Raw genomic sequence first — 25,253 nt, 5'->3', positions numbered from 1 at the left:
CGTCAGCCCAGTTGCACCGCCGGCGCCGGGAGCCCCACCGGCCACGTGTGCACCGGGTCGCCCGCGTGCATCAGCTCGCAGTAGCGCCGGGTGGTCGCCGCGAGCGCCGCGTCGCGCTCGAGGCCGCTCTCCAGCGCGCGGTGGAACGTGGCCGCCTGCCACGACGCCCCGTTGACCCGCCGCCGGCAGCGCTCCTCGATCACCCCGAGATAGAAGTCACGGTCGGCCGCCTCGACCCCCCAGGCGTCGAGCCCGGCGGCGGCCAGCGGCAGCAGCTCGTCCCGTACGAGCGTCACGGCGGGCACCTTCTCGACCCCGCCGAAACGGCCCCGGCGCGGCCAGTCGAGGCGCGCCTCGATCCCGTACCGGCACGCCTCGTCGAAGTTGCGCGCCGCCGCGTCGAAGGGCAGGCGGGTCCAGACGGGGCGGGCGTCCTCGGCGAGGGCGCGTACGACGCCGTAGTAGAACGCGACGTTCGCGATGACGTCGGTGACGGTGGGGCCCGCGGGCAGGACGCGGTTCTCCACGCGCAGGTGCGGCATGCCGTCGGCTATCCCGTACACGGGCCGGTTCCAGCGGTAGACGGTGCCGTTGTGCAGGACGAGTTCGCCGAGCGCCGGAACTCCGCCGTCGTCGATGACGCGCAGCGGCTCCTCTTCGTCGCACAGGGGCAGCAACGGCGGGAAGTAGCGCAGGTTCTCCTCGAAGAGGTCGTACGCGCTGCTGATCCAGCGCTCGCCGAACCAGGTGCGCGGCCGCACCCCTTGGGCCTGGAGCTCGGGCGGGCGGGTGTCGGTCGACTGCTGGAACAGGGGCGGCCGCGATTCGCGCCACAGCTCATGTCCGAACAGGAACGGCGAGTTGGCGCCGACCGCGACCTGCACGGCGGCGACGGCCTGCGCGGCGTTCCACACGTCGGCGAATCGGGAGGGCGTGACCTGGAGGTGCAACTGCACGGAGGTGCACGCCGCTTCGGTCACTATGGACCCCGAGCTGCAGCGCAGGTGCTCCACCCCGTCGATGTCGACCACGAAGTCCTCGCCGCGCGCGGCCACCATCTGGTCGTTGAGAAGGCTGTAGCGGTCCACGTCGGACAGGTTCGCGGAGACGAGATCATCGGGCGCGAGCGTCGGGAGAATGCCGATCATCACGATCCCGGCGTCCACCTCGTTCGCTTTCCGGTGGGCATAGGCGAGGCCCGTCCTGAGCTCCTCGGCGAGCCGGTCGAGAACCCGGCCTTCCAATCGATGGGGGGCAATGTTCACTTCCAGATTGAACATTCCGAGTTCGGTCTGGAAATCACGGCTCGCGATGCGCTCGAGAACTTGCGCATTCATCATTTTCGGCATGCCGTCGGACCCTGCGAGATTCAACTCGATCTCCAGGCCCATCAGATTCCTCGGGCGATCGAACCGCTGCTCCTCCAGGAGCCTCGCGAGCCCCACCAGACACTGCTGCAGCTTCCTGCGGTAGTGCCGTCGATCGGACAGGTCGAACGTGCCCGCCGCGACCTTCTCCCCCATGGAAGCGTCCCTCCTCGCATGGACGACCCGGCCACCCGGCCGCTGTGTCACGGTGGATGATGCCCAGGCAATGAGATCGATAACGCCCCGCTCTCCGCCGGGGGCGAGTAGGCTCGCAGCAGTTGTCACGGGGCACATTCACGAGGCATGCAGCATGTCGAAGATTCGGTTCCACCTAGCCTGGTGATAAACACCGACGAGAACCGGCCGTCCGCTCGCCGTGAAGATTACGAGGTCACAGGCCCGGCCCCGCTGGAAATCGGCAGATTTCCCTCATCTCGCCGACCGAATAACGCCTTGCCGAGCATTTTCGAGACGGCTAGCCGAAACACTGCGTGAACACGCGTCGTATAAACTCCGCGAACGAGGCAGAGAGTTGGCGCTCGCGGTACCTGCCCCCGCCCCCTCTGGCCCGGTCAGCAGACAGCGCCGTCCGCTCGTCCCGCCATGCCCTCGATCCACCGTGCCTGTCGAATGAGAGGCGACCCACCATGCCGCTGCATGTCCCTCCGGCTCCCGCGCCCGCCCTGCGCACCGTCCTCACGGCCCTCGGTTCCCCCACCGCAGTCCGCGAGGCCCGCACCCCCTCCCTGCGCTCCGCCCAAGGACCGGCGAGTCCCGAACTCCCGTTGCCCGTCCACGTACTGGACCGGGTCACGGGCAGCGCGGGCCCCTCGCCGACCCGACTCGCCGGCTGGCGGTTCCTGATCCGCTGCGGGGAGCGCGCGGTGGCCGCCGCCGACACGATGCTGACCGCCGACGGCTGGGCGTTCTCGCACTTCTTCGAGGGCCCGTACGTCGCGGCCACCGAACGCGCGCTACGCCAGGCCGAGTCCCTGCCCGCGGCCTACCAGCCGCGTCTGCTCTCGGTCCCGGAGCTGTACATGCTCACCCTGTGGCTGCACGGGGACTGCAACGCCGACGCCTCCACGGGACATCCCGCGGCCAGTGACCTCCTGGTCCCGCTCGCGCCCGCGCCGCCCGGCATCGCCGCCCACCGCCCACACCGGGTCGCCGAGCTGCTGCCCGTCCTCACCCATCGACTGACCCCCGCGCCACTTCTGGGCTCACCCGCCTGACGCGACCGGGCCGCCTCACGCGCCCGCGCCCCGCTACCGATGCCGACCGGTCGCGGGGCGCAGCCGTGCCCTCGCCCGCCCTTCCGGACTAGCCCGGTCAGGCCGGCCCGAACCACCCGAAGGGACAGTGCAGTTGGGGTGAACCGTCCGCACGGGTGACGCGTCCTCATCCAGTGAGGACCGCTGCGACGAAATACCTGCGGATTGACGCCCGTGGGGCAACACTGGGTTCCGGACCGACCGACAAACGGGGGGGCGGCCATGAACAACGCTTCGAGCCGCAGGACAGACAGCGACATCACACCCATCACCGACATCACTTCACAGGGAAAGATCCCATCCATGTGCCAGCACCAGCCACCGTGCCCGTCCGCAGACTCCGCCGACCGGGAGGCCGCGCTCCCTGTGGCCCACCACCCCGAACAGGGCTGGAGTCTGCTCTGCAACGGCGTCCTGCTCTTCGAGGACACCGGTGAGCTGCTGCCCAACGGCCAGATCATCGCTCCACACCGCCCCGTGCACGTCGTGACCGCGGCCTGAGCGGATCCGGACGCCGACGGCGTCCCCAGTACGAAAGGGCCGGCCCCGGGAAACCCGGAACCGGCCCTGACGCATGTCAGCGCGAGTATCAGTCCTCGTACGCGTCCATGGGCGGGCACGAGCAGACGAGATTCCGGTCGCCGTACGCCTGGTCGATGCGGCGGACCGGCGGCCAGTACTTGTCGGCGGCCACGACACCGGCGGGGAAGACCGCCACCTCGCGGCTGTACGCGTGCTCCCACTCGCCGCCGAGCGCGGCCGCGGTGTGCGGCGCGTTGCGCAGCGGGTTGTCCTCGGCGGGCCACCGGCCCGAACCGACCTTCTCGATCTCCCCGCGAATGGCGATCATCGCCTCGCAGAACCGGTCGAGCTCGGTCAGGTCCTCGCTCTCGGTCGGCTCGATCATCAGCGTCCCGGCCACCGGGAACGACATGGTCGGCGCGTGGAACCCGTAGTCGATGAGCCGCTTGGCGATGTCGTCGACGCTGACGCCGGTCGCCTTCGAGATCGGGCGCAGATCGATGATGCACTCGTGCGCGACGAGGCCGCCGGGGCCCGTGTACAGCACGGGGAAGTGCGGCTCGAGACGCTTGGCGATGTAGTTGGCGCTCAGCACCGCGACCTGCGTGGCCCGCTTGAGGCCCTCGCCGCCCATGAGACGCACATACGCCCACGAGATCGGCAGGATGCCCGCGGAGCCCCACGGCGCCGCGGAGATCGGGCCGACGCCGGTCGCGGGTCCGGCGGCGGGCTGCATCGGGTGGTTGGGCAGGTACGGCGCGAGGTGCGCGCGGACGCCGACCGGGCCGACGCCCGGACCGCCGCCGCCGTGCGGGATGCAGAACGTCTTGTGCAGGTTGAGATGCGAGACGTCGCCGCCGAAGTGGCCCGGCTTGGCGAGGCCCACCAGGGCGTTCAGGTTGGCGCCGTCGACGTAGACCTGGCCGCCGGCGTCATGCACCTGCGCGCAGATGTCGGCAACGTGCTCCTCGAACACACCGTGCGTCGACGGGTAGGTGATCATCAGGACGGCGAGCTCGTCGGCGTACTGCTCGATCTTGGCGCGCAGGTCGGCGATGTCGATCTCGCCGTCGTCGGCCGTCTTCACGACGACGACCTTCATGCCGGCCATCACGGCGCTCGCGGCGTTGGTGCCGTGCGCGGACGACGGGATGAGGCAGATGGTGCGCTGGTCGTCGCCATTGGCGCGGTGGTAGCCGCGGACGGCGAGGAGACCGGCCAGCTCGCCCTGCGAACCGGCGTTCGGCTGGAGCGACACCTTGTCGTAGCCGGTGACCTCCGCGAGGCGCTCCTCCAGCTCACGGATGAGCGTGAGGTAGCCCTGCGCCTGCTCGGCGGGCGCGAAGGGGTGCAGCTGGCCGAACTCGGGCCAGGTGACCGGCTCCATCTCCGTCGTCGCGTTGAGCTTCATCGTGCAGGAGCCCAGCGGGATCATGCCGCGGTCGAGCGCGTAGTCACGGTCGGCCAGCTTGCGCAGGTAGCGCAGCATCGAGGTCTCGGAGCGGTGCGCGTGGAACACGGGGTGCGTCAGGTAGCTGTCCCCGCGCAGGAGGCCCGCGGGCAGCGTGTCCTCGGCGGCCGCGTCGAGCGCGTCGACATCGGCCTCGACACCGAACGCGGTCCAGACGGCGCCCAGTTGGGTACGCGTCGTGGTCTCGTCACACGAGATCGACACGTGGTCGGCGTCCACCAGGTGAAGGTTGACGCCACCCTCGCGCGCGGCGCTGACGATGTCGGCGGCACGCCCGGCGGCCTTCACGGTCAGGGTGTCGAAGTACGCGCCGTGCACGACCTCGACACCGCCGGCCTTGAGGCCCTCGGCGAGCAGCGTCGCGTACCGGTGGGTGCGCCGCGCGATGCCCTTGAGTCCTTCGGGTCCGTGGTACACGGCGTACATGCCGGCCATGACGGCGAGCAGCACCTGAGCGGTACAGATGTTGCTGGTGGCCTTCTCGCGCCGGATGTGCTGCTCACGGGTCTGCAGCGCGAGGCGGTACGCCTTGTTGCCGTCGGCGTCGACGGAGACGCCCACGAGGCGGCCGGGCAGGCTGCGCGCGAACTTCTCGCGGACCGCCATGTAGCCGGCGTGCGGACCGCCGAAGCCCATCGGGACGCCGAAGCGCTGCGTGGTACCGACGGCGATGTCGGCGCCGAGCTCGCCGGGCGAGGTCAGCAGCGTGAGGGCGAGCAGATCGGCGGCGACCGTGACGACGGCGCCCAGCTCGTGAGCCTGCTCTATGACCGGCTTGATGTCGCGGACAGCTCCGGAGGCGCCCGGGTACTGGATCAGGACGCCGACGACGCCGCGCTCGGCGACCTCGGCCGGGATGCCCTCGGAGAGGTCGGCGACGACGACCTCGACACCGGTCGGCTCGGCGCGCGTCTGGATGACGGCGATGGTCTGCGGCAGCGCGTCCGCGTCGACCACGAAGGCGCCGTTCTTGACCTTGCCCATGCGCCGCGACAGCGCCATGGCCTCGGCCGCGGCCGTGCCCTCGTCGAGCAGCGAGGCGCCCGAGGTCGGCAGGCCGGTCAGCTCGGCGACCATCGTCTGGAAGTTGAGCAGTGCCTCGAGCCGGCCCTGCGAGATCTCCGGCTGGTAGGGCGTGTACGCCGTGTACCAGGCCGGGTTCTCCATGACGTTGCGCAGGATGACGGGCGGCGTGAACGTGCCGTAGTAGCCGAGTCCGACCATCGAGTCGAGGACCTGGTTGCGGTCCGCGAGGGAGCGGAGTTCAGCGAGCACCTCGGCCTCGGTGCGGGCCCCGGGAAGATCGAGCGCCTCGGCGCTCTTGATCACGTCCGGGACCGCGGCCGCCGTCAGCTCGTCGAGCGAGCCGTACCCGACCTGCGCGAGCATCTTGGCCTGCGCTGCTTCATCCGGACCGATATGGCGGTGCTCGAAGGGGATTCCCTGCTCCAGCTGGGAAAGCGGAATACGGTTGGCGGTCATTGCGGAGGCCTCCTGGTCACTGCGACCTGCGAGGGGCACCACGGCGCGGGTGCCCGGACGGCCTCCCCCTCTGTCATCTCAACCTGAGAGCTTCACCGGCGTGCCCCACATCACGAAGGGCATGCCGACTTTCACCGTCGGTGAGAGCGGAGGCCTGAACGCCCGCCCTGCTTTCCAGAGTGACCTCGTCCGTGCGGTACAGGGGCCTGAGAGATTCCGGGGAGGAGTTGCTCCTTCGGCGCCTCCGGTGTCATCCGGAGGACTCTCCCGCACGGGGTCAGCAGCCATCGCCAGCCTACCAGCGGCAACAATGCCCCGGCTTCGAGTGGCCGCCGTCACCAATGTGCACTTTGGTAGTGCTTACGGATGAGTTGCGAGCAGCTGGAGGGCACCGTGCAGACCGATGTCGATCCGCGAAACCTGATCGGCCGCAAGGCGTTCGACCGCAACGGAGCCAAAATCGGGACTGTCGACGAGGTCTACCTCGACGACGCGACCGGGGTCCCGGAGTGGGCGGCCATACGCACAGGCCTGTTCAGCCGGGACGCCTTTGTCCCCCTGGAGCCGAGCGAGCTGGTGGAGGGCACCCTGCGCATCCCCTTCGAACGCTCCCTGATCAAGGACGCCCCCGACTTCGGGGTCGGCCGTCACCTCTCCCCCGAACAGGAGCTCCAGCTCTACCACCACTACGGGCTCGACATCACCGGCCCGGACGACCCCGAGCCCCCTCAGGACCGTAACTTCGGCAAGATCGCCGGCACATCAGACGACACCTGACCCGGCACCCCGCTCCCCCGCCTCAACCCGCCTCACGTCGCCCTCCGCCACCAGCGGCAGCGGCTCCGCGGGGACGAGCGCGGGGTCGTCGGTCCGGAACGTACGCACCCGCCCCGGCTCCGAGTACGGCGTCTCGAAGCGCACCGTCACCCGCCCGAGCCCGCTCCCCTGCACCCACCCGTGCCCGAACTCCTCGTGCCGCACGTCGTGCCCGGCCACCCAGCGCCGGTCCCCGGCCTCGACGACCTCTTCGGCAGCCACCTGGCCCTCATCCCCCGCACCACCCACCCCAACCGTCTCCCCCTCACTCTCGGCCGCGTGCGCCTCGGCCTCGGCCTGCGCCCGCGCCTGCGCGAACAGATCCTCCTGCGTGTAGTCGGCCAGACCCGTCACTCCCACGCCCAGCAGCCGCACCCCGCCCGTCGTGTCCACGGACTCCAGGAGCCGCGCCGCCGCCTCCCGCACCACTGCGGGGTCGTCGGTGGGCCCGCGCAGGGTCTCGGATCTCGTCAGCGTGGAGAAGTCGTAGCGCCGCACCTTGAGGACCACGGTCCGCCCCGACCGCTCCGCCCCCCGCAACCGCTGCACGCACCGCTCCGCAAGCCGCTGCACCTCGGTCCGCACCCGCACCCTGTCGTGGATGTCCACGTCGTACGTGTCCTCGACCGACACCGACTTGGCGTCCCGCTCGGCCACCACGGGCCGGTCGTCGTGCGCGAGAGCCATGGCGTACAGCGACGCCCCGTGCGACTTCCCCAGCAGCCGTACGAGCTCGTCCTCGCCCGCCTCCGCGATCTCCTCGACCGTGGTGATCCCGGCGCGTCTCAGATGATCCCCGGTCGCCGGCCCCACGCCGGGCAGCGTGCGCACGGACATGGGCCCGAGCATGGCGCGCTCGGTGCCGGGCACGATCAGGAACAGACCGTCCGGCTTGGCCTCCTCGGAGGCGATCTTCGCCAGCATCTTCGACGCCGCGATCCCGACAGAGCCGGTCAGGCCGGTCACGGCCCTGATCTCCTCCCTCAGCCGCTCACCGACCAGCCGCGCCGACGCGGCGTCCCAGGCCGCCTCACCGGCCTCCAGATCGACGAACGCCTCGTCCAGGCTCAGCGGCTCCACCAACGGCGACAGCTCCCGGAGCAGCCCCATCACCTGCTCGCTGACCTCGCGGTACAGCTGGAAGCGTGGTACGAGATACGCGGCATTGGGCGCGAGCCTGCGCGCCTGCCCGATCGGCATCGCCGAGTGCACCCCGAACACCCGGGCCTCGTACGAGGCGGTGGCCACCACCCCACGAGGCCCGATCCCGCCCACGACCACGGCTTTCCCGCGCAGGCTCGGCTTCGATGCCTGCTCCGCCGAGGCGTAGAAGGCATCCATGTCGAGATGCAGGATCGTGGGCGCGGTTCTCACATGTCCGATGCTGCCCTACGGCACTGACAATGCCCCCGGCGGACGCATCGACCCAGCTCACACCGCGCGGTTGCGCCGTCTCGCCAGCTCGTCAGCGGGGTTGTTCCCGTGGAGCGTCTCACCGGTGTCGATGCGCTCCCCGTGCAGCTGCGACAGGGCGCTCTCGACGTCCCGCCACACCACACCGACCGCGATACCGAAGATGCCCTGACCGCCCTGGAGCAGATCGTGGACCTCCGCCGGCGAGCTGCACTCGTAGACGGTGGCGCCGTCGCTCATCAGGGTCAGCCGCTCCAGATCGCCGAAGCCGCGCTCCCGCAGGTGCTGCACCGCGGTGCGGATGTTCTGCAGTGAGACACCGGTGTCCAGGAACCGCTTCACGATCTTCAGGACGACGACGTCCCTGAAGCTGTAGAGCCGCTGGGTCCCCGACCCGTGGGCGGGACGCACACTCGGCTCGACCAGACCGGTCCTCGCCCAGTAGTCCAGCTGCCGATAGGTGATACCGGCCGCCGCGCACGCGGTGGGTCCCCGGTATCCGACCTGCTCAGGCATCGCGTCGTCATCCCCCTGAGCGACCACCGGCAACACCGTCGGCCGACGCGGAATGTGACCGGCCGCGTGGCCGTGAAGCGAGTACGGGCCGCTCTCCGCCGGACTGTGTCCGACGCCCCCAGCCGTACCGTCGCCGCTGCTTCTCACGCCGACCTCCTCTTTGACCTGCCTTCTCGACGGTAGGCAGTCACCAGGGGTGCGTCAACGATCGCCACACTCGGCACGCCGAGTGATAATCACCCTACGAGTGGTTTCCCGTACCTCACCGCGGGGAAAGGCTAGCCGAATGGTCCGGCCGGGCCCCCCGGCGCGGCAGCGGCCGCCTTCCGGCGGCCGCTCGCGTCACTGACTGTTGGTCCCGAAATCCTCGGGCGAGATCTGGTCGAGGAATTCGCGGAACTTCTCCACCTCGTCCTCCTGCTCGTCCGGGATCGCGATCCCGGCGTCATCGAGCACACCGTCACTGCCGTAGATCGGCGTACCGGTGCGCAGCGCGAGCGCTATGGCGTCCGACGGGCGGGCACTGACCTCGACACCGCTCGAGAACACCAGTTCCGCGTAGAAGACGCCTTCGCGCAGGTCCGTGATGCGTACTTCCGTGAGCTCCTGCCCGACCGCCTCCAGCACGTCCTTGAAAAGGTCGTGCGTCAGCGGGCGTGCGGGAGCCATGCCCTGCTGTGCGAAGGCGATGGCCGTCGCCTCCCCCGGTCCGATCCAGATGGGGAGGTAGCGGTCGCCTCCCACTTCACGCAGGAGCACGATCGGTTGGTTGGAGGGCATTTCGACCCGGACACCTACGACGTCGAGCTCGTTCACACAGCAACCCTAGGACGTGCCCGGCAGGTTTGGGTAGTCGGGCACCCTTCGATCGCCGGACGCACACCGCGCGAGCACCCCTCGGATCAGGGCAGACGCACGCCGAGCGCGGTCTGCACAAGGGCCCCGTGAAGCTTCACGGTCAGCCCCGCCAGCTCCTTCGCGCGGGCCTGTGCGTGAGCCCTGGTCTGGGGATTGCGGTGCCGTCGCAGTGGCGCGACGACCTGGTCGACCAGACCGGCCTCCCGGTCGGCAGCGGCCTTCATCGCCCGCAGATGCCGCGGCTCGATCCCGAAACGGCCCAGTTCCATGACCAGCTCGGCGACCGTGACCGCCTCCGCGTCGTATCCGCCGTCGGGCAGCGGCGCGATGAGGCCGTACGACTCCCACTCGTCGAGCTCGGGGGACTCGATCCCGGCGGCGGCAAGGAGCTCGTCACGGCCCACACGGGCCGCTGTCGGCCCTTCGCCGCCCTCCGGGGCCCTGCCGTCCTCGCCGTCGCCCAGCCGCCCCGGAGAGGGCAGCGTGATCGCTTCTCCCCGCTCCAGGGCGTCGAGCTGTTCCTTGATGACCTTCAGCGGCAGATAGTGGTCCCGCTGCATGCGCAGTACGTGGGCGAGTCGCTCGACGTCGTCCGGGCTGAACTTGCGGTACCCCGAGGGGGTTCGCTGCGGCTCGATCAGCCCCTCCGACTCCAGGAACCTGATCTTGGAGATGGTGACTTCGGGGAACTCGTCGCGCAGCACGTTCAGCACGGTGCCGATGCTCATCAGCCGACTGTCCGTGAGGGCGGTGCCGTGACCGGCACCGCCCTTCGGTGTTTGAAGCATGGACCTTCCTGACAGGTCAGATGCCCCGCTGGCTCGCGTAGAAGACCAGCCGGTACTTGCCGATCTGCACCTCGTCGCCGTTCGACAGCATGACCGAGTCGATCCGCTCCCGATTGACGTACGTGCCGTTGAGGCTGCCCACGTCGCTGACGGTGAAGGCGCCGTCGGCCCCGCGACGGAACTCCACGTGACGGCGCGAAACAGTCACGTCGTCAAGGAAGATGTCGCTCTGCGGGTGCCGCCCCGCCGTGGTCAGTTCGCCGTCGAGGAGGAAGCGGCTGCCCGAGTTCGGACCGCGTCGCACCACCAGGAGCGCCGAGCCGAGCGGCAGGGCGTCGACGGCGGCCTGCGCCTCCGGGGAGAGCGCCGGCGACAGCGTCTGACCGGTGACTTCGGCGTCGTAGGCCTCAAGGCCCGAAATGGAAATCGTCGAGGTCGTCTCGGACGGACGCTCGGCTCCGGCGCGCAGGGGCGCACCACAGTTGGAGCAGAACCGGCTCGCCTCGGCGTTACGGTTTCCGCACCTCGTACACACCAGTGCCGACATGGACGGATCCTCCTGCCGCGGCTGCCCCGCGGGGGCATGGGACGCATACGGATCGGGGGCAAACCCTCCACCCGCACTTGAGGTTGACGGTTCTCCGAAACCTATGCGGCCGGACGCGGCAGGGTCAACAGACGACGCGCCGTGTCCGCCCGAAATGTCACCGCCCTGAGGGCCGACCTGATCACGGAACAGCGGGCGCTCCGCCCCCTGCACCTCCGCGTCCTGGGTGCGCGGTGCACGGTGGCGGGCAGTGGCATTGGCGTTGCCGCTGTCCTCACGTGCGCTCTTGCCGAACAACTTCGCAAACAACTTCACGGGCGATTCCCCTTGACCGAAACAGACCCGCCCGTGGGGCAGGACGAACCCTGATTGCACACACCGCCATACATCGGCGACACAGACATCCTCACAACGTCCGCATCCGCCAAACAGTTTCCACCACGCACCCCGCTTACGGTGCGCCGACCCCCCGCAACCTCATGCCCTGGCCGGACCGCCCCCATGCGCCCCCGCCTCACTGGGACGACGACTGAGCGTAGTCAGGCCGCTTCGCCGGTCGCAAGGCGTCCACGACGATCTTCTGTGCCTGTGTCACGGTAACGGTGGCCTGCTCCTTCTCCAGAGTCTGAACCACCCCACCAGGGATGTTGAGCGCTGGCTCCAGGTCCTGCGGCTTGCCGATGACCTTGAAGACGAAAGGCTCGCCGATCTTGTGACCGTCCACACTCACCTTCCCGCCGCTCGCATCCGTCAAATACGTGTCGGCCACGACCCGGACGTCGTTCACCTGGATCGCCTCGGCGCCCGCCGCGCGTAGCTCCTGGATCGCATCGAGCAGCATGTCCGCCTGCACCGCGCCCTTCTTGTCGCTGATCGTCAGCGTGATCCCGGGGCCCTGCGCCGCCACGGTGCCCGCCAGAATGCCGAGTTGCCGTTCCCTCTCGACCGTCTGTTTGCGGGCCTCCTCGGCCTGGTCCGAGCTGTTCTCCAACTCGGTGCGCTGCCCCTCGAGACGCTGCTTCTCATCTCCCAGACGCTGAGTACGGTCATCCAGTTCATCGAGGATGCGTACGAGATCTTCCTGACGTGCGCCGCGCAGCGCGCTGCTGTCGCTGTTGGACCGCACCTGGATGGCCAGCCCCAGGCCGAGCACGAACAGCAGGACGGCGACGATGAGTTGCGCGCGCGAGACCCGCGGCGGCCACAGCCCCTTGGCCAGGCGCTGTCGTCCGGTCAGCGGCGGGCCCTTCGTCCCCGCGGCCGGCGCTTCCGCGTCGTCCGAGTCGTCCCCGCCGTCCATGTCTTCCGCCGCTTCGGGGGCGACCTCGTCGGGCAGCTCCCTGCGCAGGCGGTGCTGCTCGTCGTTGTTCTTGTTCTCGTCCTCGGACATCGGCCTCACGCCCGGAAGATGTGCCGCCGGATGGCGGCCGCGTTGGAGAAGATGCGGATACCGAGCACCACGACGACGCCGGTGGACAGCTGCGCGCCCACTCCCAGCTTGTCGCCCAGGAACACGATCAGGGCCGCCACGACGACGTTCGACAGGAACGACACGACGAAGACCTTGTCGTCGAAGATCCCGTCGAGCATCGCCCGCAGGCCGCCGAACACCGCGTCGAGAGCCGCCACCACGGCGATCGGAAGGTAGGGCTCGACCACCGCCGGAACCTCGGGACGGACGAACAGTCCGACCACCACTCCCACGACGAGGCCCAGTACGGCGATCACGATGTGCCCTTCTCTGTTCTCGGCTGTGCTGTACGTACGGTCACGCTCGGCGCTGCGGGCAGGCGGACGTCGTCCTGGGCCGAAATGCTGGTCCGGATCCCGAAGTTCTCCTGCAGCGCGTGCAGGTACAGGCCGTCAGGGCTGTTCTGGAACCGGGTACTCAGCCGCTGGCCGTCCCCCACCGCGAGCACCGTGTACGGCGGCACGAGCGGTCTGTTGTCGACCAGTATCGCGTCACCCGCCGCGCGGATCGCGGACAGGGCCGTCAGCCGCTGTCCGTTGATGGCCACGGCCTCGGCACCGGACTGCCAGAGCCCGTTGACCACCCGCTGCATGTCCCGGTCGCGCACCCGCCCGGTGTCCGAGAACCCGGTGCTCTCGCGCGGCCCTCCGCCGCCCTGGTCGGCTTCCTTGGCGTCGTCGACGACCAGCTTCACTCCCGGCCCGTGCACCGCCGTGGCGCCGGAGAGCAGACCGACCAACTCGCCTTTGTCGCCGCCGTGTTTCTTCAGCGCCTCACGCTGGCGGTCGCTCACGTCGTTGCGGAGCGTGTCCACCTTGCGCTCGAGCTCGTCCGCGGCGTCCGTCTCCCGGTCGATACGGGCGATGAGCTCCTCGCGCTCCTTTGCCGCGACCGGTGCTGCGACCCGCGCCTGCGCCGCCCCCACCGTCACGACCAGCGCCGCGAGGACGAGCCCCGCCGCGAGCCCGAGCTTGGCCCGCAGGGTGCGCGGCATGCCACCGCTGCCCTCGGCCTTCTTACGGGCCGCCGCCTCCGCGTATCCGTCGTCGAGGCTGTGGTCCATCACGTTCGTCAGCAGCGACATGGAGGCGTCGGGACGCCTGGGGCTCACGGGGCGTGAGGGACTGCTCCGATCGGGGGGCTGCTGCGGCATGCCGCACATCGTCGCACGTGGTGGCCTCTACCTCCGAATGGCCCCACCGGCAGGCCGGTCGGCGCCCGTGACAGGCACCGACCGGCCCGTACGACGGCTCAGCGACCGGCGCTGTCCACGACTGCAGCCCACTCGTCGAGCAGCTGCTGTGCCGACGCGTCGTCGGGCCCCTCGGCCCACAGATGGGTGACGGCCTCGGCCGGGTCGGGCAGCACCATCACCCAGCGCCCGTCCGCCTCGACGACCCGCACGCCGTCGGTCGTGTCGACGGACCGGTCGCCGGCCTCCTCGACGACCCGCCGCATCACGAGCCCCTTCACCGCCCACGGAGTCGCAAGGTCCCGCTTGAGTACATGCGCCCGCGGGATCCGCGCGTCGATCTGACTCAAGGTCAGCTGCGTCCGCGCCACGAGCCCGATCAGCCGGACAAACGCAGCCGCGCCGTCGAAGACGGAGCTGAACTCCGGAATGATGAACCCGCCGCGACCGTCACCACCGAAGATGGTCCCCTCGTCCCGCCCGACCCGAGTGAGGTCGTCCGGCGACGTGGTCGTCCACTCCACCTGCGTCCCGTGGTACGCGGCCACTTGCTCGGCGATACGCGTCGTGGTCACCGGCAGCGCGACCCGTCCGCTGCGCCGCTCGGCGGCCACCAAGTCCAGCATGACCAGAAGCGCACGGTCGTCCTCGACGATGCGGCCCTTCTCGTCCACCAGCGACAGCCGCTCGCCGACCGGGTCGAACCGGACGCCGAACGCGGCCCGCGCGGACGCCACGATCTCCCCGAGGCGGACGAGCCCGGAGCGGCGCGCGTCCCGCGTCTCGGTCGGCCGGGACTCGTCGAGCCCCGGGTTGATCGTCAGCGAGTCGACACCGAGCCGCCCGAGCAGGCTGGGCAGCACCAGGCCGGCGCTGCCGTTCGAAGCGTCGACGACGACCTTGAGCCCCGCCTCCGCAATTCCCGTCGTATCGACATTCCGCAACAGGGAACCTGTGTACGAGTCGAAGACGCTCGACGGGAAGTGCAGATCGCCGATCTCGCCGGGGAACGCCCGCCGGTACTCCTGCCGCGCGTACACCCGGTCCAGCTTCCGCTGGCTGGCCTGCGAGAGGTCCGCTCCCCGCTCGTCGAAGAACATGATGTCGACGGAGTCAGGCACTCCGGGCGTCGTACGGATCATGATCCCGCCGGCACTGCCCCGCGCGGTCTGCTGCCGGGCCACTGGCAGTGGCACGTTCTCCAGGTCGCGTACGTCGATGGCGCTCGCCTGCAGCGCGGAGATGACCGCGCGCTTCAGGGCTCGCGCACCACGCGAGTGGTCACGGGCCGTGGTGACGGTCGAGCCCTTCTTGAGCGTCGTGGCGTACGCCCCCGCGAGCCGTACGGCCAGTTCCGGGGTGATCTCCACATTGATGATGCCGGAGACGCCACGGGCGCCGAAGAGATGCGCCTGGCCCCTGGACTCCCAGATCACCGAGGTGTTGACGAAGGCGCCGGCCTCGATGGTCTTGAACGGATAGACCCGGACGTTGCCCTGGATAATCGATTCCTCACCGACCAGGCACTCGTCGCCGATGACGGCGCCGTCCTCGATGCGGGCGGCCCGCATGATGTCGGTGTTCTTGCCGATGACGCAGCCGCGCAGATTGCTGTGCTGCCCGATGTACACGTTGTCGTGGACAACGGCCTTGTGCAGAAAGGCCCCGCTCTTCACGACGACGTTCGAGCCGATCACGGTGTGCTCGCGCAGCTCGACGTCGGCTTCGACCTTGGCGTAGTCGCCGATGTACAGCGGGCCTCGAAGCACGGCGTCCGGATGAACCTCGGCACCCTCTGCGACCCATACGCCGGGCGAGATCTCGAATCCGTCGATCTCGACGTCGACCTTGCCCTCGAGCACGTCGGCCTGCGCCTTGACGTAGCTCTCGTGCGTGCCGACGTCCTCCCAGTAGCCCTCGGCGATATAGCCGTAGACCGGCTTGCCTTCCTTCATGAGCTGCGGGAAGACGTCACCTGACCAGTCGACCGACACGTCGGCCTCGACGTAGTCGAATACCTCGGGCTCCATGACATAGATGCCCGTGTTCACGGTGTCGGAGAAAACCTGGCCCCAGGTGGGCTTCTCGAGGAAACGTTCGACCTTTCCCTGTTCATCGACGATGGTGATGCCGAATTCGAGGGGGTTGGGAACACGGGTCAGGCAGACCGTGACCAGCGCACCCTTTTCCTTGTGGAAATTGATGAGGTCGGTGAGGTCGAAATCGGTCAGAGCGTCACCGGAGATCACAACGAAAGCGTCGTCCTTGAGTGCTTCCTCTGCGTTCTTCACGCTGCCGGCTGTGCCGAGTGGCTTCTCCTCATTGGCATAGGTGAGCTCCATTCCGAGCTCTTCGCCATCCCCGAAGTAGTTCCTGACGAGCGATGCCAGGAACTGCACGGTGACGACGGTCTCGGTGAGCCCATGCCGCTTGAGCAACCGCAGCACATGCTCCATGATCGGCCGGTTCACGACCGGCAGGAGCGGCTTGGGCATACTCGAGGTCATGGGGCGAAGGCGCGTGCCTTCGCCTCCAGCCATTACGACGGCCTTCATGTCGGAAGCGTCCTCCTTGAAGAGACGACTGTCTAGCCGACTTCGCCCGTCCGGATGGACCCGCAGATCTCAGAGTGCGGGCCGACCTGGCCTCGAATACCGCCACATGGGCGAGCTCAATCGGCCTTGGAGTCCGCCCTGACCAGTCGGCGGACCTGTACTACGTAGAGGATCCCTGCCCACCAGTAGAGCGTTGTACCCCATCCTGCGAACGCCCATCCGAAAATAGCAGCGAGCGTGTTGATCCAGCCACTTCCGTCGCTGAGGAGCAACAGGGGGAACGCATACATGAGGTTGAACGTGGCGGCCTTGCCGAGGAAGTTCACCTGCGGCGGCGGATAGCCGTGCCGGCGGAGGATACCCACCATCACCAGGAGAACCAGCTCCCGGGCAAGCAGTACGGCCGTCAACCAGATCGGCAGAATCTCGCGCCAGGTGAGTCCTACGAGCGTGGACAGAATGTAGAGCCGGTCGGCCGCTGGGTCGAGGAGCCGGCCGAGGTTGCTGATCTGATTCCAGCGCCGGGCGAGCTTCCCGTCGAGATAGTCACTGACACCGCTGAGCATCAGGACCAGAAGGGCCCAGCCGTCGCTTTTGGGCCCGCCGAACTCGGGCCTTAGGATGAGCCACAGGAACAGGGGTACGCCAAGGAGACGCGCCATGCTGAGGATGTTCGGGATGGTGAGCACCCGGTCCGTCTGGACACGGGTCTCCTGGACCTCCACCCGGGGGCCTCCTGTGGGGAAACGAGCCAACGATGCCCCCTGACCTTACCCTCAGCACACTTGGGGCCGTGCAGAGGGGTGCAACAAGAATTGCCGCACAACGCTTGGCACACAACGCGGAAAACCCCCGTAACAGGATTCTCATCCGTTACGGGGGTTTTCTTCAAAAATAGTTCGGCGGCGTCCTACTCTCCCACAGGGTCCCCCCTGCAGTACCATCGGCGCTGTGAGGCTTAGCTTCCGGGTTCGGAATGTAACCGGGCGTTTCCCTCACGCTATGACCACCGAAACACTATGAAACTGTCAACCGCACCACGCTCTGTGACAAACGTGGGGTTGTTCGTGGTTTCAGAACCAACACAGTGGACGCGAGCAACTGAGGACAAGCCCTCGGCCTATTAGTACCAGTCACCTCCACCCGTTACCGGGCTTCCAGATCTGGCCTATCAACCCAGTCGTCTACTGGGAGCCTTAACCCCTCAAGGGGGTGGGAATACTCATCTCGAAGCAGGCTTCCCGCTTAGATGCTTTCAGCGGTTATCCTTTCCGAACGTAGCCAACCAGCCATGCCCTTGGCAGGACAACTGGCACACCAGAGGTTCGTCCGTCCCGGTCCTCTCGTACTAGGGACAGCCCTTCTCAATATTCCTACGCGCACAGCGGATAGGGACCGAACTGTCTCACGACGTTCTAAACCCAGCTCGCGTACCGCTTTAATGGGCGAACAGCCCAACCCTTGGGACCGACTCCAGCCCCAGGATGCGACGAGCCGACATCGAGGTGCCAAACCATCCCGTCGATATGGACTCTTGGGGAAGATCAGCCTGTTATCCCCGGGGTACCTTTTATCCGTTGAGCGACGGCGCTCCCACAAGCCACCGCCGGATCACTAGTCCCGACTTTCGTCCCTGCTCGACCCGTCGGTCTCACAGTCAAGCTCCCTTGTGCACTTACACTCAACACCTGATTACCAACCAGGCTGAGGGAACCTTTGGGCGCCTCCGTTACTCTTTAGGAGGCAACCGCCCCAGTTAAACTACCCATCAGACACTGTCCCTGATCCGGATCACGGACCCAGGTTAGACATCCAGCACGACCAGAGTGGTATTTCAACGACGACTCCCCCTGAACTGGCGTCCAGAGTTCAAAGTCTCCCACCTATCCTACACAAGCCGAACCGAACACCAATATCAAACTGTAGTAAAGGTCCCGGGGTCTTTCCGTCCTGCTGCGCGAAACGAGCATCTTTACTCGTAGTGCAATTTCACCGGGCCTATGGTTGAGACAGTCGAGAAGTCGTTACGCCATTCGTGCAGGTCGGAACTTACCCGACAAGGAATTTCGCTACCTTAGGATGGTTATAGTTACCACCGCCGTTTACTGGCGCTTAAGTTCTCAGCTTCGCACACCCGAAAGTGCACTAACCGGTCCCCTTAACGTTCCAGCACCGGGCAGGCGTCAGTCCGTATACATCGCCTTACGGCTTCGCACGGACCTGTGTTTTTAGTAAACAGTCGCTTCTCGCTGGTCTCTGCGGCCACCCCCAGCTCATGAAGTAAATTCAATCACCGGTGATGGCCCCCTTCTCCCGAAGTTACGGGGGCATTTTGCCGAGTTCCTTAACCATAGTTCACCCGAACGCCTCGGTATTCTCTACCTGACCACCTGAGTCGGTTTAGGGTACGGGCCGCCATGAAACTCGCTAGAGGCTTTTCTCGACAGCATAGGATCATCCACTTCACCACAATCGGCTCGGCATCAGGTCTCAGCCTTAATGTGTGACGGATTTACCTATCACACGGCCTACACCCTTACCCCGGGACAACCACCGCCCGGGCTGGACTACCTTCCTGCGTCACCCCATCACTCACCTACTACAAGTCTGGTCCGTCGGCTCCACCACTTTCCTTTCCCCGAAGGGTCCGGAACGGCTTCACGGACTTAGCATCGCCTGATTCAATGTTTGACGCTTCACAGCGGGTACCGGAATATCAACCGGTTATCCATCGACTACGCCTGTCGGCCTCGCCTTAGGTCCCGACTTACCCTGGGCAGATCAGCTTGACCCAGGAACCCTTAGTCAATCGGCGCACACGTTTCTCACGTGTGTATCGCTACTCATGCCTGCATTCTCACTCGTGAACCGTCCACAACTCGCTTCCGCGGCTGCTTCACCCGGCACACGACGCTCCCCTACCCATCCATACGGGCGTTGGCCCTATTGTATGAATGACACGACTTCGGCGGTACGCTTGAGCCCCGCTACATTGTCGGCGCGGAATCACTAGACCAGTGAGCTATTACGCACTCTTTCAAGGGTGGCTGCTTCTAAGCCAACCTCCTGGTTGTCTGTGCGACTCCACATCCTTTCCCACTTAGCGTACGCTTAGGGGCCTTAGTCGATGCTCTGGGCTGTTTCCCTCTCGACCATGGAGCTTATCCCCCACAGTCTCACTGCCGTGCTCTCACTTACCGGCATTCGGAGTTTGGCTAAGGTCAGTAACCCGGTAGGGCCCATCGCCTATCCAGTGCTCTACCTCCGGCAAGAAACACACGACGCTGCACCTAAATGCATTTCGGGGAGAACCAGCTATCACGGAGTTTGATTGGCCTTTCACCCCTAACCACAGGTCATCCCCCAGGTTTTCAACCCTGGTGGGTTCGGTCCTCCACGAAGTCTTACCTCCGCTTCAACCTGCCCATGGCTAGATCACTCCGCTTCGGGTCTTGAGCGCGCTACTGAATCGCCCTATTCGGACTCGCTTTCGCTACGGCTTCCCCACACGGGTTAACCTCGCAACGCACCGCAAACTCGCAGGCTCATTCTTCAAAAGGCACGCAGTCACGACTGTATGTGCAAGCACATACAGCGACGCTCCCACGGCTTGTAGGCACACGGTTTCAGGTACTATTTCACTCCGCTCCCGCGGTACTTTTCACCATTCCCTCACGGTACTATCCGCTATCGGTCACCAGGGAATATTTAGGCTTAGCGGGTGGTCCCGCCAGATTCACACGGGATTTCTCGGGCCCCGTGCTACTTGGGTGTCTCTCAAACGAGCCGCTGATGTTTCGACTACGGGGGTCTTACCCTCTACGCCGGACCTTTCGCATGTCCTTCGCCTACATCAACGGTTTCTGACTCGCCTCACAGCCGGCAGACTGTAAAGAGAGATCCCACAACCCCACATGCGCAACCCCTGCCGGGTATCACACGCATATGGTTTGGCCTCATCCAGTTTCGCTCGCCACTACTCCCGGAATCACGGTTGTTTTCTCTTCCTGCGGGTACTGAGATGTTTCACTTCCCCGCGTTCCCTCCACACTGCCTATGTGTTCAGCAGTGGGTGACAGCCCATGACGACTGCCGGGTTTCCCCATTCGGAAACCCCCGGATCAAAGCCTGGTTGACGGCTCCCCGGGGACTATCGTGGCCTCCCACGTCCTTCATCGGTTCCTGGTGCCAAGGCATCCACCGTGCGCCCTTAAAAACTTGGCCACAGATGCTCGCGTCCACTGTGCAGTTCTCAAACAACGACCAACCACCCGTCACAACCCACCGAAGCAGATTTTTACCGGGGCCGGCATCGAAGGACAGGCTCTACAGCCCGTACCTTCAGACACCCAACAGCGTGCCCGACCCGATTCCGCCCGGAGATCATGCTTTCCACGCTCCGAAGAGCAGTACTCACAGCCTCCGACCCGAGAACCCGGTCGAATAGTCAACGTTCCACCCTTGAGCAACCACCGCCGGACATTTGCCGACGAAATGGCTCTTGGACCACCAGGTGAAACCCGGCAGCCAAAGTGCTCCTTAGAAAGGAGGTGATCCAGCCGCACCTTCCGGTACGGCTACCTTGTTACGACTTCGTCCCAATCGCCAGTCCCACCTTCGACAGCTCCCTCCCCACAAGGGGGTTGGGCCACCGGCTTCGGGTGTTACCGACTTTCGTGACGTGACGGGCGGTGTGTACAAGGCCCGGGAACGTATTCACCGCAGCAATGCTGATCTGCGATTACTAGCAACTCCGACTTCATGGGGTCGAGTTGCAGACCCCAATCCGAACTGAGACAGGCTTTTTGAGATTCGCTCCGCCTCGCGGCATCGCAGCTCATTGTACCTGCCATTGTAGCACGTGTGCAGCCCAAGACATAAGGGGCATGATGACTTGACGTCGTCCCCACCTTCCTCCGAGTTGACCCCGGCAGTCTCCTGTGAGTCCCCATCACCCCGAAGGGCATGCTGGCAACACAGAACAAGGGTTGCGCTCGTTGCGGGACTTAACCCAACATCTCACGACACGAGCTGACGACAGCCATGCACCACCTGTATACCGACCACAAGGGGGGCACCATCTCTGGCGCTTTCCGGTATATGTCAAGCCTTGGTAAGGTTCTTCGCGTTGCGTCGAATTAAGCCACATGCTCCGCTGCTTGTGCGGGCCCCCGTCAATTCCTTTGAGTTTTAGCCTTGCGGCCGTACTCCCCAGGCGGGGAACTTAATGCGTTAGCTGCGGCACCGACGACGTGGAATGTCGCCAACACCTAGTTCCCACCGTTTACGGCGTGGACTACCAGGGTATCTAATCCTGTTCGCTCCCCACGCTTTCGCTCCTCAGCGTCAGTAATGGCCCAGAGATCCGCCTTCGCCACCGGTGTTCCTCCTGATATCTGCGCATTTCACCGCTACACCAGGAATTCCGATCTCCCCTACCACACTCTAGCCTGCCCGTATCGACTGCAGACCCGGGGTTAAGCCCCGGGCTTTCACAACCGACGTGACAAGCCGCCTACGAGCTCTTTACGCCCAATAATTCCGGACAACGCTTGCGCCCTACGTATTACCGCGGCTGCTGGCACGTAGTTAGCCGGCGCTTCTTCTGCAGGTACCGTCACTTTCGCTTCTTCCCTGCTGAAAGAGGTTTACAACCCGAAGGCCGTCATCCCTCACGCGGCGTCGCTGCATCAGGCTTTCGCCCATTGTGCAATATTCCCCACTGCTGCCTCCCGTAGGAGTCTGGGCCGTGTCTCAGTCCCAGTGTGGCCGGTCGCCCTCTCAGGCCGGCTACCCGTCGTCGCCTTGGTGAGCTTCTACCTCACCAACAAGCTGATAGGCCGCGGGCTCATCCTGCACCGCCGGAGCTTTCAACCCCCTCCCATGCGAGAGGGGGTGTTATCCGGTATTAGACCCCGTTTCCAGGGCTTGTCCCAGAGTGCAGGGCAGATTGCCCACGTGTTACTCACCCGTTCGCCACTAATCCACCCCGAAGGGCTTCATCGTTCGACTTGCATGTGTTAAGCACGCCGCCAGCGTTCGTCCTGAGCCAGGATCAAACTCTCCGTGAATGTTTTCCCGTAATCGGGACTACACCACGAGAGCGGAACCGTCGGGAGGAATAATCCCCACGATTCACTGCGTCCTCGCTAGTGCGCCTCACCCCGGTGTGGGAGTGAGGACTTTTTCAAAGGAACCTCCAACCCACCAAAGGTGGGCCGGGGTTGTCAATCTGGCGTTGACTTTTGGCACGCTGTTGAGTTCTCAAGGAACGGACGCTTCCTTTGTACTCACCCGAGAGACTCTCTCAGGCTTTCCTCCGGGCAGTTTCCCTTCGGTCTTGCGTTTCCGACTCTATCAGACTCTTTCGTGTCCGATTTCCTCGGTGCCTTTCAGGTTTCCGCTCCGGCCTTTCGGCTTTCGCGTTTCCCTTTCCGGCGGTCCAAACACTATCAGCCATTTTCCCCCGCTCCGACCATGAACTCCTGCGGGCATGCAGAAGTCGATCAAAGCTAAGATCTGTCGTGATAGTTGCCGCTGAGCCACCAGGCACTCGAAGGTGCCGCTCGGCCTCAAGCGGGAGTACGACAGTACATGGGCGTGCAGGGCAGGCGCAAATCGTTTGCGTGCACCCTCTACGTCAGCCAACCGGTACCTCTCATGCGGAACCGGGACTTTTTATGACTTACGCTCTGAAACAGTACGCCGTCCAGGACATGCAGTGACGGCGACCATCAATCTCCACCCCTGGGAGGCTTGCCATGACCAGTGTGACGTCCCCGCTCGCCGGACGCGCTATTGGACTCTCCGCCGTTCCTGACCCGGTCTTCTCCGGTGCGATGGTCGGTCCCGGCACCGCCATTGATCCGGTGCGCGAGCCCTCGGCGGCTGTCGCGCCCGTCGACGGCATCGTCGTCTCTCTTCACCCGCACGCCTATGTAGTGGTCGACGATCAGGGCCACGGCGTCCTGACGCACCTGGGCATCGACACCGTTCAGCTGAATGGCGAGGGCTTCGAGCTGCTCGTCAACAAGGGTGACACCGTGCAGCGCGGTCAGGAGATGGTGCGCTGGGACCCTGCCGCCGTCGAAGCCGCCGGCAAGTCCCCGATCTGCCCGATCGTTGCCCTCGAGGCCACCGCCGAGTCCCTCTCCGATGTGATCGAGGACGGCAACGTCAAGTCCGGCGACGCACTCTTCAGCTGGAAGTGACGGGGCCGTCGCTGGCGGCATGTAGGTCAACCACCGCGGCGGCTGGGCCCGCCGCACTATCGGAGACGGTGAGATGGAGACAACGCTGCGAGGCGTCGGCGTGAGCCACGGTGTGGCGATCGGCGAGGTTCGGCACATGGGGACGGCGGTTCTCGAGCCGCCGGCCAAGCAGATTCCGACGGAGGACGCGGAGCGCGAGCAGGGGCGCGCCCGTCAGGCCGTGGAAGCTGTGGCGGCCGATCTGATTGCGCGCGGCAATCTGGCGGGTGGCGAGGCACAGCATGTGCTCGAGGCCCAGGCCATGATGGCGCAGGACCCGGAGCTCATGGCCGATGTCGACCGACGTATCGCGGTCGGCAGCACGGCCGAGCGTGCGGTGTACGACGCCTTCGCGTCTTATCGGGCGCTGCTGGCCGGTGCAGGTGAGTACCTCGCGGGTCGCGTCGCCGACCTGGACGACGTGCGGAACCGGATCGTGGCGCGGCTGCTCGGAGTGCCGATGCCCGGTGTCCCGGACAGCGACAAGCCCTACGTACTCATCGCGCGAGACCTGGCTCCCGCGGACACGGCGCTGCTCGACCCGACGCTCGTGCTCGGCTTCGTCACCGAGGAGGGTGGGCCGACCAGCCACAGCGCGATTCTGGCGCGTGCGCTCGGGGTGCCGGCCGTGGTCGCGCTGCCCGGTGCGGGTGAGCTCGCCGAGGGCACGGTGATCGCTGTCGACGGCAGCACCGGCGACATCTTCGTCGATCCGAGTCCGGAGAAGCGGACCGAGCTGGAGGCCGCCTCCGCCGCGCGGAAGGCCGCGCTGGCCGCGTCGTCCGGTCCCGGTGCGACGTCCGACGGTCACAAGGTGCCGCTCCTTGCCAACGTCGGCGGTCCGGCCGACGTGCCGGCCGCGGTCGAGGCCGGTGCGGAGGGTGTGGGTCTCTTCCGTACCGAGTTCCTGTTCCTGGACGACAGCAGCCGCGCTCCTTCCGAGGAGAAGCAGGTCGAGGCGTACCGGAAGGTTCTCGAGGCGTTCCCCGAGGGCCGGGTCGTGGTGCGCGTCCTCGATGCCGGTGCGGACAAGCCGCTGGACTTCCTGACGCCCGCCGACGAGCCGAACCCGGCTCTGGGTGTGCGTGGACTGCGCTCGCTGCTCGAGCACCCTGAGGTGCTGCGTACGCAGCTGACCGCGCTGGCCAAGGCTGTCGAGGGCCTGCCGGTCTACCTCGAGGTCATGGCGCCGATGGTCGCCGACCGTGCCGACGCGAAGGCCTTCGCCGACGCGTGCCGTGAGGCGGGGCTTGAGGCGAAGTTCGGCGCGATGGTCGAGATTCCGTCGGCCGCTCTCCGGGCGCGTTCGATCCTTCAGGAGGTCGAGTTCCTTTCCCTGGGGACCAATGACCTGGCCCAGTACACGTTCGCCGCTGACCGGCAGGTCGGTGCGGTGTCCCGGCTTCAGGACCCGTGGCAGCCCGCACTGCTCGACCTGGTCGCCCTGTCCGCTGACGCGGCGAGGGCCGAGGGCAAGAGCTGTGGCGTCTGCGGTGAGGCCGCATCCGACCCGCTGCTCGCCTGCGTCCTGACCGGTCTGGGCGTCACCTCCCTTTCCATGGGTGCGGCGTCGATTCCTTACGTGCGGACGACGCTCGGCAAGTACACGCTGGCGCAGTGCGAGCGTGCGGCCTCGGCCGCGCGTGCCGCGGACTCCGCCGAGGAGGCCCGCAGGGCCGCCCAGGCGGTGCTGTCCGGCGAGTAGCCGGAAGCCGGTTCGCTGTCGTGGGG

17 protein-coding genes, 3 rRNA genes and 1 riboswitch are annotated in these 25,253 nt (G+C 66.3%); of the genes, 5 read left to right on the top strand and 15 right to left on the bottom strand.

Annotated features, from left to right (window positions below):
* Nucleotides 1–2: 2 nt before the first annotated feature.
* Nucleotides 3–1,523: a glutamate-cysteine ligase family protein gene (locus OG698_RS37390; RefSeq protein ID WP_406108312.1), complete on the bottom strand. Its 1,521-nt coding sequence runs from the start codon at nt 1,521–1,523 to the stop codon at nt 3–5.
* Nucleotides 1,524–2,014: 491 nt separating this feature from the next.
* Between OG698_RS37390 and OG698_RS37385 the strand changes: the two genes are divergently transcribed.
* Nucleotides 2,015–2,602, top strand: coding sequence for a hypothetical protein (locus tag OG698_RS37385; protein WP_100597634.1), 588 nt, complete (start codon nt 2,015–2,017; stop codon nt 2,600–2,602).
* Between the two features lie 342 nt (nt 2,603–2,944).
* On the top strand, nt 2,945–3,142 hold the full coding sequence (locus OG698_RS37380) for a DUF5999 family protein (RefSeq protein ID WP_165914281.1): 198 nt from the start codon (nt 2,945–2,947) through the stop codon (nt 3,140–3,142).
* 88 nt (nt 3,143–3,230) lie between these two features.
* On the opposite strand, the gene gcvP is transcribed toward OG698_RS37380, so the two are convergent.
* On the bottom strand, nt 3,231–6,116 hold the full coding sequence (gene gcvP, locus OG698_RS37375; RefSeq protein ID WP_406108310.1) for an aminomethyl-transferring glycine dehydrogenase: 2,886 nt from the start codon (nt 6,114–6,116) through the stop codon (nt 3,231–3,233).
* Nucleotides 6,117–6,300: 184 nt separating this feature from the next.
* A riboswitch (glycine riboswitch) is annotated at nt 6,301–6,396 on the bottom strand.
* Nucleotides 6,397–6,509: 113 nt separating this feature from the next.
* On the opposite strand from gcvP, the gene OG698_RS37370 reads away from it, so the two are divergent.
* Nucleotides 6,510–6,893 (top strand): PRC-barrel domain-containing protein, encoded by a 384-nt coding sequence (locus OG698_RS37370; RefSeq protein ID WP_326776810.1) that lies wholly within the window; start codon nt 6,510–6,512, stop codon nt 6,891–6,893.
* Here the strand turns inward: OG698_RS37370 and OG698_RS37365 are convergent.
* From OG698_RS37365 to OG698_RS37305, 13 genes are all read right to left on the bottom strand, one after another.
* A complete protein-coding gene (locus OG698_RS37365; RefSeq protein WP_406108308.1) occupies nt 6,879–8,306 on the bottom strand; it encodes a DNA polymerase IV in 1,428 nt (475 codons plus the stop codon). The two genes, OG698_RS37370 and OG698_RS37365, sit on opposite strands and share 15 nt — an antisense overlap.
* A 57-nt stretch (nt 8,307–8,363) precedes the next feature.
* On the bottom strand, nt 8,364–9,008 hold the full coding sequence (locus OG698_RS37360; RefSeq protein ID WP_406108307.1) for a MerR family transcriptional regulator: 645 nt from the start codon (nt 9,006–9,008) through the stop codon (nt 8,364–8,366).
* Between the two features lie 195 nt (nt 9,009–9,203).
* Nucleotides 9,204–9,677, bottom strand: coding sequence for a bifunctional nuclease family protein (locus OG698_RS37355; protein WP_100597640.1), 474 nt, complete (start codon nt 9,675–9,677; stop codon nt 9,204–9,206).
* Between the two features lie 86 nt (nt 9,678–9,763).
* Nucleotides 9,764–10,507, bottom strand: coding sequence for a MerR family transcriptional regulator (locus OG698_RS37350; protein WP_399975745.1), 744 nt, complete (start codon nt 10,505–10,507; stop codon nt 9,764–9,766).
* A 16-nt stretch (nt 10,508–10,523) separates the two neighbouring features.
* On the bottom strand, nt 10,524–11,486 hold the full coding sequence (locus tag OG698_RS37345; protein WP_406111501.1) for an FHA domain-containing protein: 963 nt from the start codon (nt 11,484–11,486) through the stop codon (nt 10,524–10,526).
* Nucleotides 11,487–11,568: 82 nt separating this feature from the next.
* Nucleotides 11,569–12,444: a DUF881 domain-containing protein gene (locus OG698_RS37340; protein ID WP_406108306.1), complete on the bottom strand. Its 876-nt coding sequence runs from the start codon at nt 12,442–12,444 to the stop codon at nt 11,569–11,571.
* Nucleotides 12,445–12,449: 5 nt separating this feature from the next.
* Nucleotides 12,450–12,782, bottom strand: a complete 333-nt coding sequence (locus OG698_RS37335; RefSeq protein ID WP_100597644.1) for a small basic family protein — start codon at nt 12,780–12,782, stop codon at nt 12,450–12,452.
* Nucleotides 12,779–13,687 carry a DUF881 domain-containing protein gene (locus OG698_RS37330; RefSeq protein ID WP_406108304.1) on the bottom strand — a complete coding sequence of 303 codons (909 nt, stop codon included), beginning with the start codon at nt 13,685–13,687 and terminating at the stop codon, nt 12,779–12,781. The genes OG698_RS37335 and OG698_RS37330 overlap by 4 nt, the downstream gene beginning before the upstream one ends.
* 89 nt (nt 13,688–13,776) lie before the next feature.
* Nucleotides 13,777–16,272: a sugar phosphate nucleotidyltransferase gene (locus OG698_RS37325; protein ID WP_406108302.1), complete on the bottom strand. Its 2,496-nt coding sequence runs from the start codon at nt 16,270–16,272 to the stop codon at nt 13,777–13,779.
* Nucleotides 16,273–16,388: 116 nt separating this feature from the next.
* Nucleotides 16,389–16,997 (bottom strand): CDP-alcohol phosphatidyltransferase family protein, encoded by a 609-nt coding sequence (locus OG698_RS37320; protein ID WP_100597647.1) that lies wholly within the window; start codon nt 16,995–16,997, stop codon nt 16,389–16,391.
* A gap of 172 nt (nt 16,998–17,169) precedes the next feature.
* Nucleotides 17,170–17,286, bottom strand: a 5S ribosomal RNA gene (gene rrf, locus OG698_RS37315).
* A gap of 89 nt (nt 17,287–17,375) precedes the next feature.
* A 23S ribosomal RNA gene (locus OG698_RS37310) occupies nt 17,376–20,496 on the bottom strand.
* A 319-nt stretch (nt 20,497–20,815) separates the two neighbouring features.
* Nucleotides 20,816–22,343: ribosomal RNA gene (locus OG698_RS37305) — 16S ribosomal RNA — on the bottom strand.
* The 16S, 23S and 5S rRNA genes sit together here, the layout of an rRNA operon.
* Before the next feature lie 690 nt (nt 22,344–23,033).
* Between OG698_RS37305 and OG698_RS37300 the strand changes: the two genes are divergently transcribed.
* Nucleotides 23,034–23,483: a PTS glucose transporter subunit IIA gene (locus OG698_RS37300; protein WP_100597514.1), complete on the top strand. Its 450-nt coding sequence runs from the start codon at nt 23,034–23,036 to the stop codon at nt 23,481–23,483.
* 73 nt (nt 23,484–23,556) lie between these two features.
* Entirely contained in the window at nt 23,557–25,227 is a 1,671-nt protein-coding gene (ptsP, locus tag OG698_RS37295; protein WP_406108301.1) for a phosphoenolpyruvate--protein phosphotransferase, read from the top strand.
* The last annotated feature ends 26 nt before the right edge of the window (nt 25,228–25,253 follow it).

The sequence above is a fragment of the Streptomyces sp. NBC_01003 genome (assembly GCF_045162695.1).
GTDB lineage: Bacteria > Actinomycetota > Actinomycetes > Streptomycetales > Streptomycetaceae > Streptomyces.
This window is presented reverse-complemented; position numbering and strand designations above follow the sequence as displayed.

Bases quoted from the DNA above. Each gene is read 5' to 3' on its own strand.
- OG698_RS37390 (WP_406108312.1), bottom strand. From the start codon at position 1,523: ATGGGGGAGAAGGTCGCGGCGGGCACGTTCGACCTGTCCGATCGACGG.
- OG698_RS37300 (WP_100597514.1), top strand. From the start codon at position 23,034: ATGACCAGTGTGACGTCCCCGCTCGCCGGACGCGCTATTGGACTCTCC.
- OG698_RS37385 (WP_100597634.1), top strand. From the start codon at position 2,015: ATGCCGCTGCATGTCCCTCCGGCTCCCGCGCCCGCCCTGCGCACCGTC.
- OG698_RS37330 (WP_406108304.1), bottom strand. From the start codon at position 13,687: ATGTGCGGCATGCCGCAGCAGCCCCCCGATCGGAGCAGTCCCTCACGC.
- gcvP (WP_406108310.1), bottom strand. From the start codon at position 6,116: ATGACCGCCAACCGTATTCCGCTTTCCCAGCTGGAGCAGGGAATCCCC.
- OG698_RS37350 (WP_399975745.1), bottom strand. From the start codon at position 10,507: ATGCTTCAAACACCGAAGGGCGGTGCCGGTCACGGCACCGCCCTCACG.
- OG698_RS37325 (WP_406108302.1), bottom strand. From the start codon at position 16,272: ATGAAGGCCGTCGTAATGGCTGGAGGCGAAGGCACGCGCCTTCGCCCC.
- ptsP (WP_406108301.1), top strand. From the start codon at position 23,557: ATGGAGACAACGCTGCGAGGCGTCGGCGTGAGCCACGGTGTGGCGATC.
- OG698_RS37380 (WP_165914281.1), top strand. From the start codon at position 2,945: ATGTGCCAGCACCAGCCACCGTGCCCGTCCGCAGACTCCGCCGACCGG.
- OG698_RS37340 (WP_406108306.1), bottom strand. From the start codon at position 12,444: ATGTCCGAGGACGAGAACAAGAACAACGACGAGCAGCACCGCCTGCGC.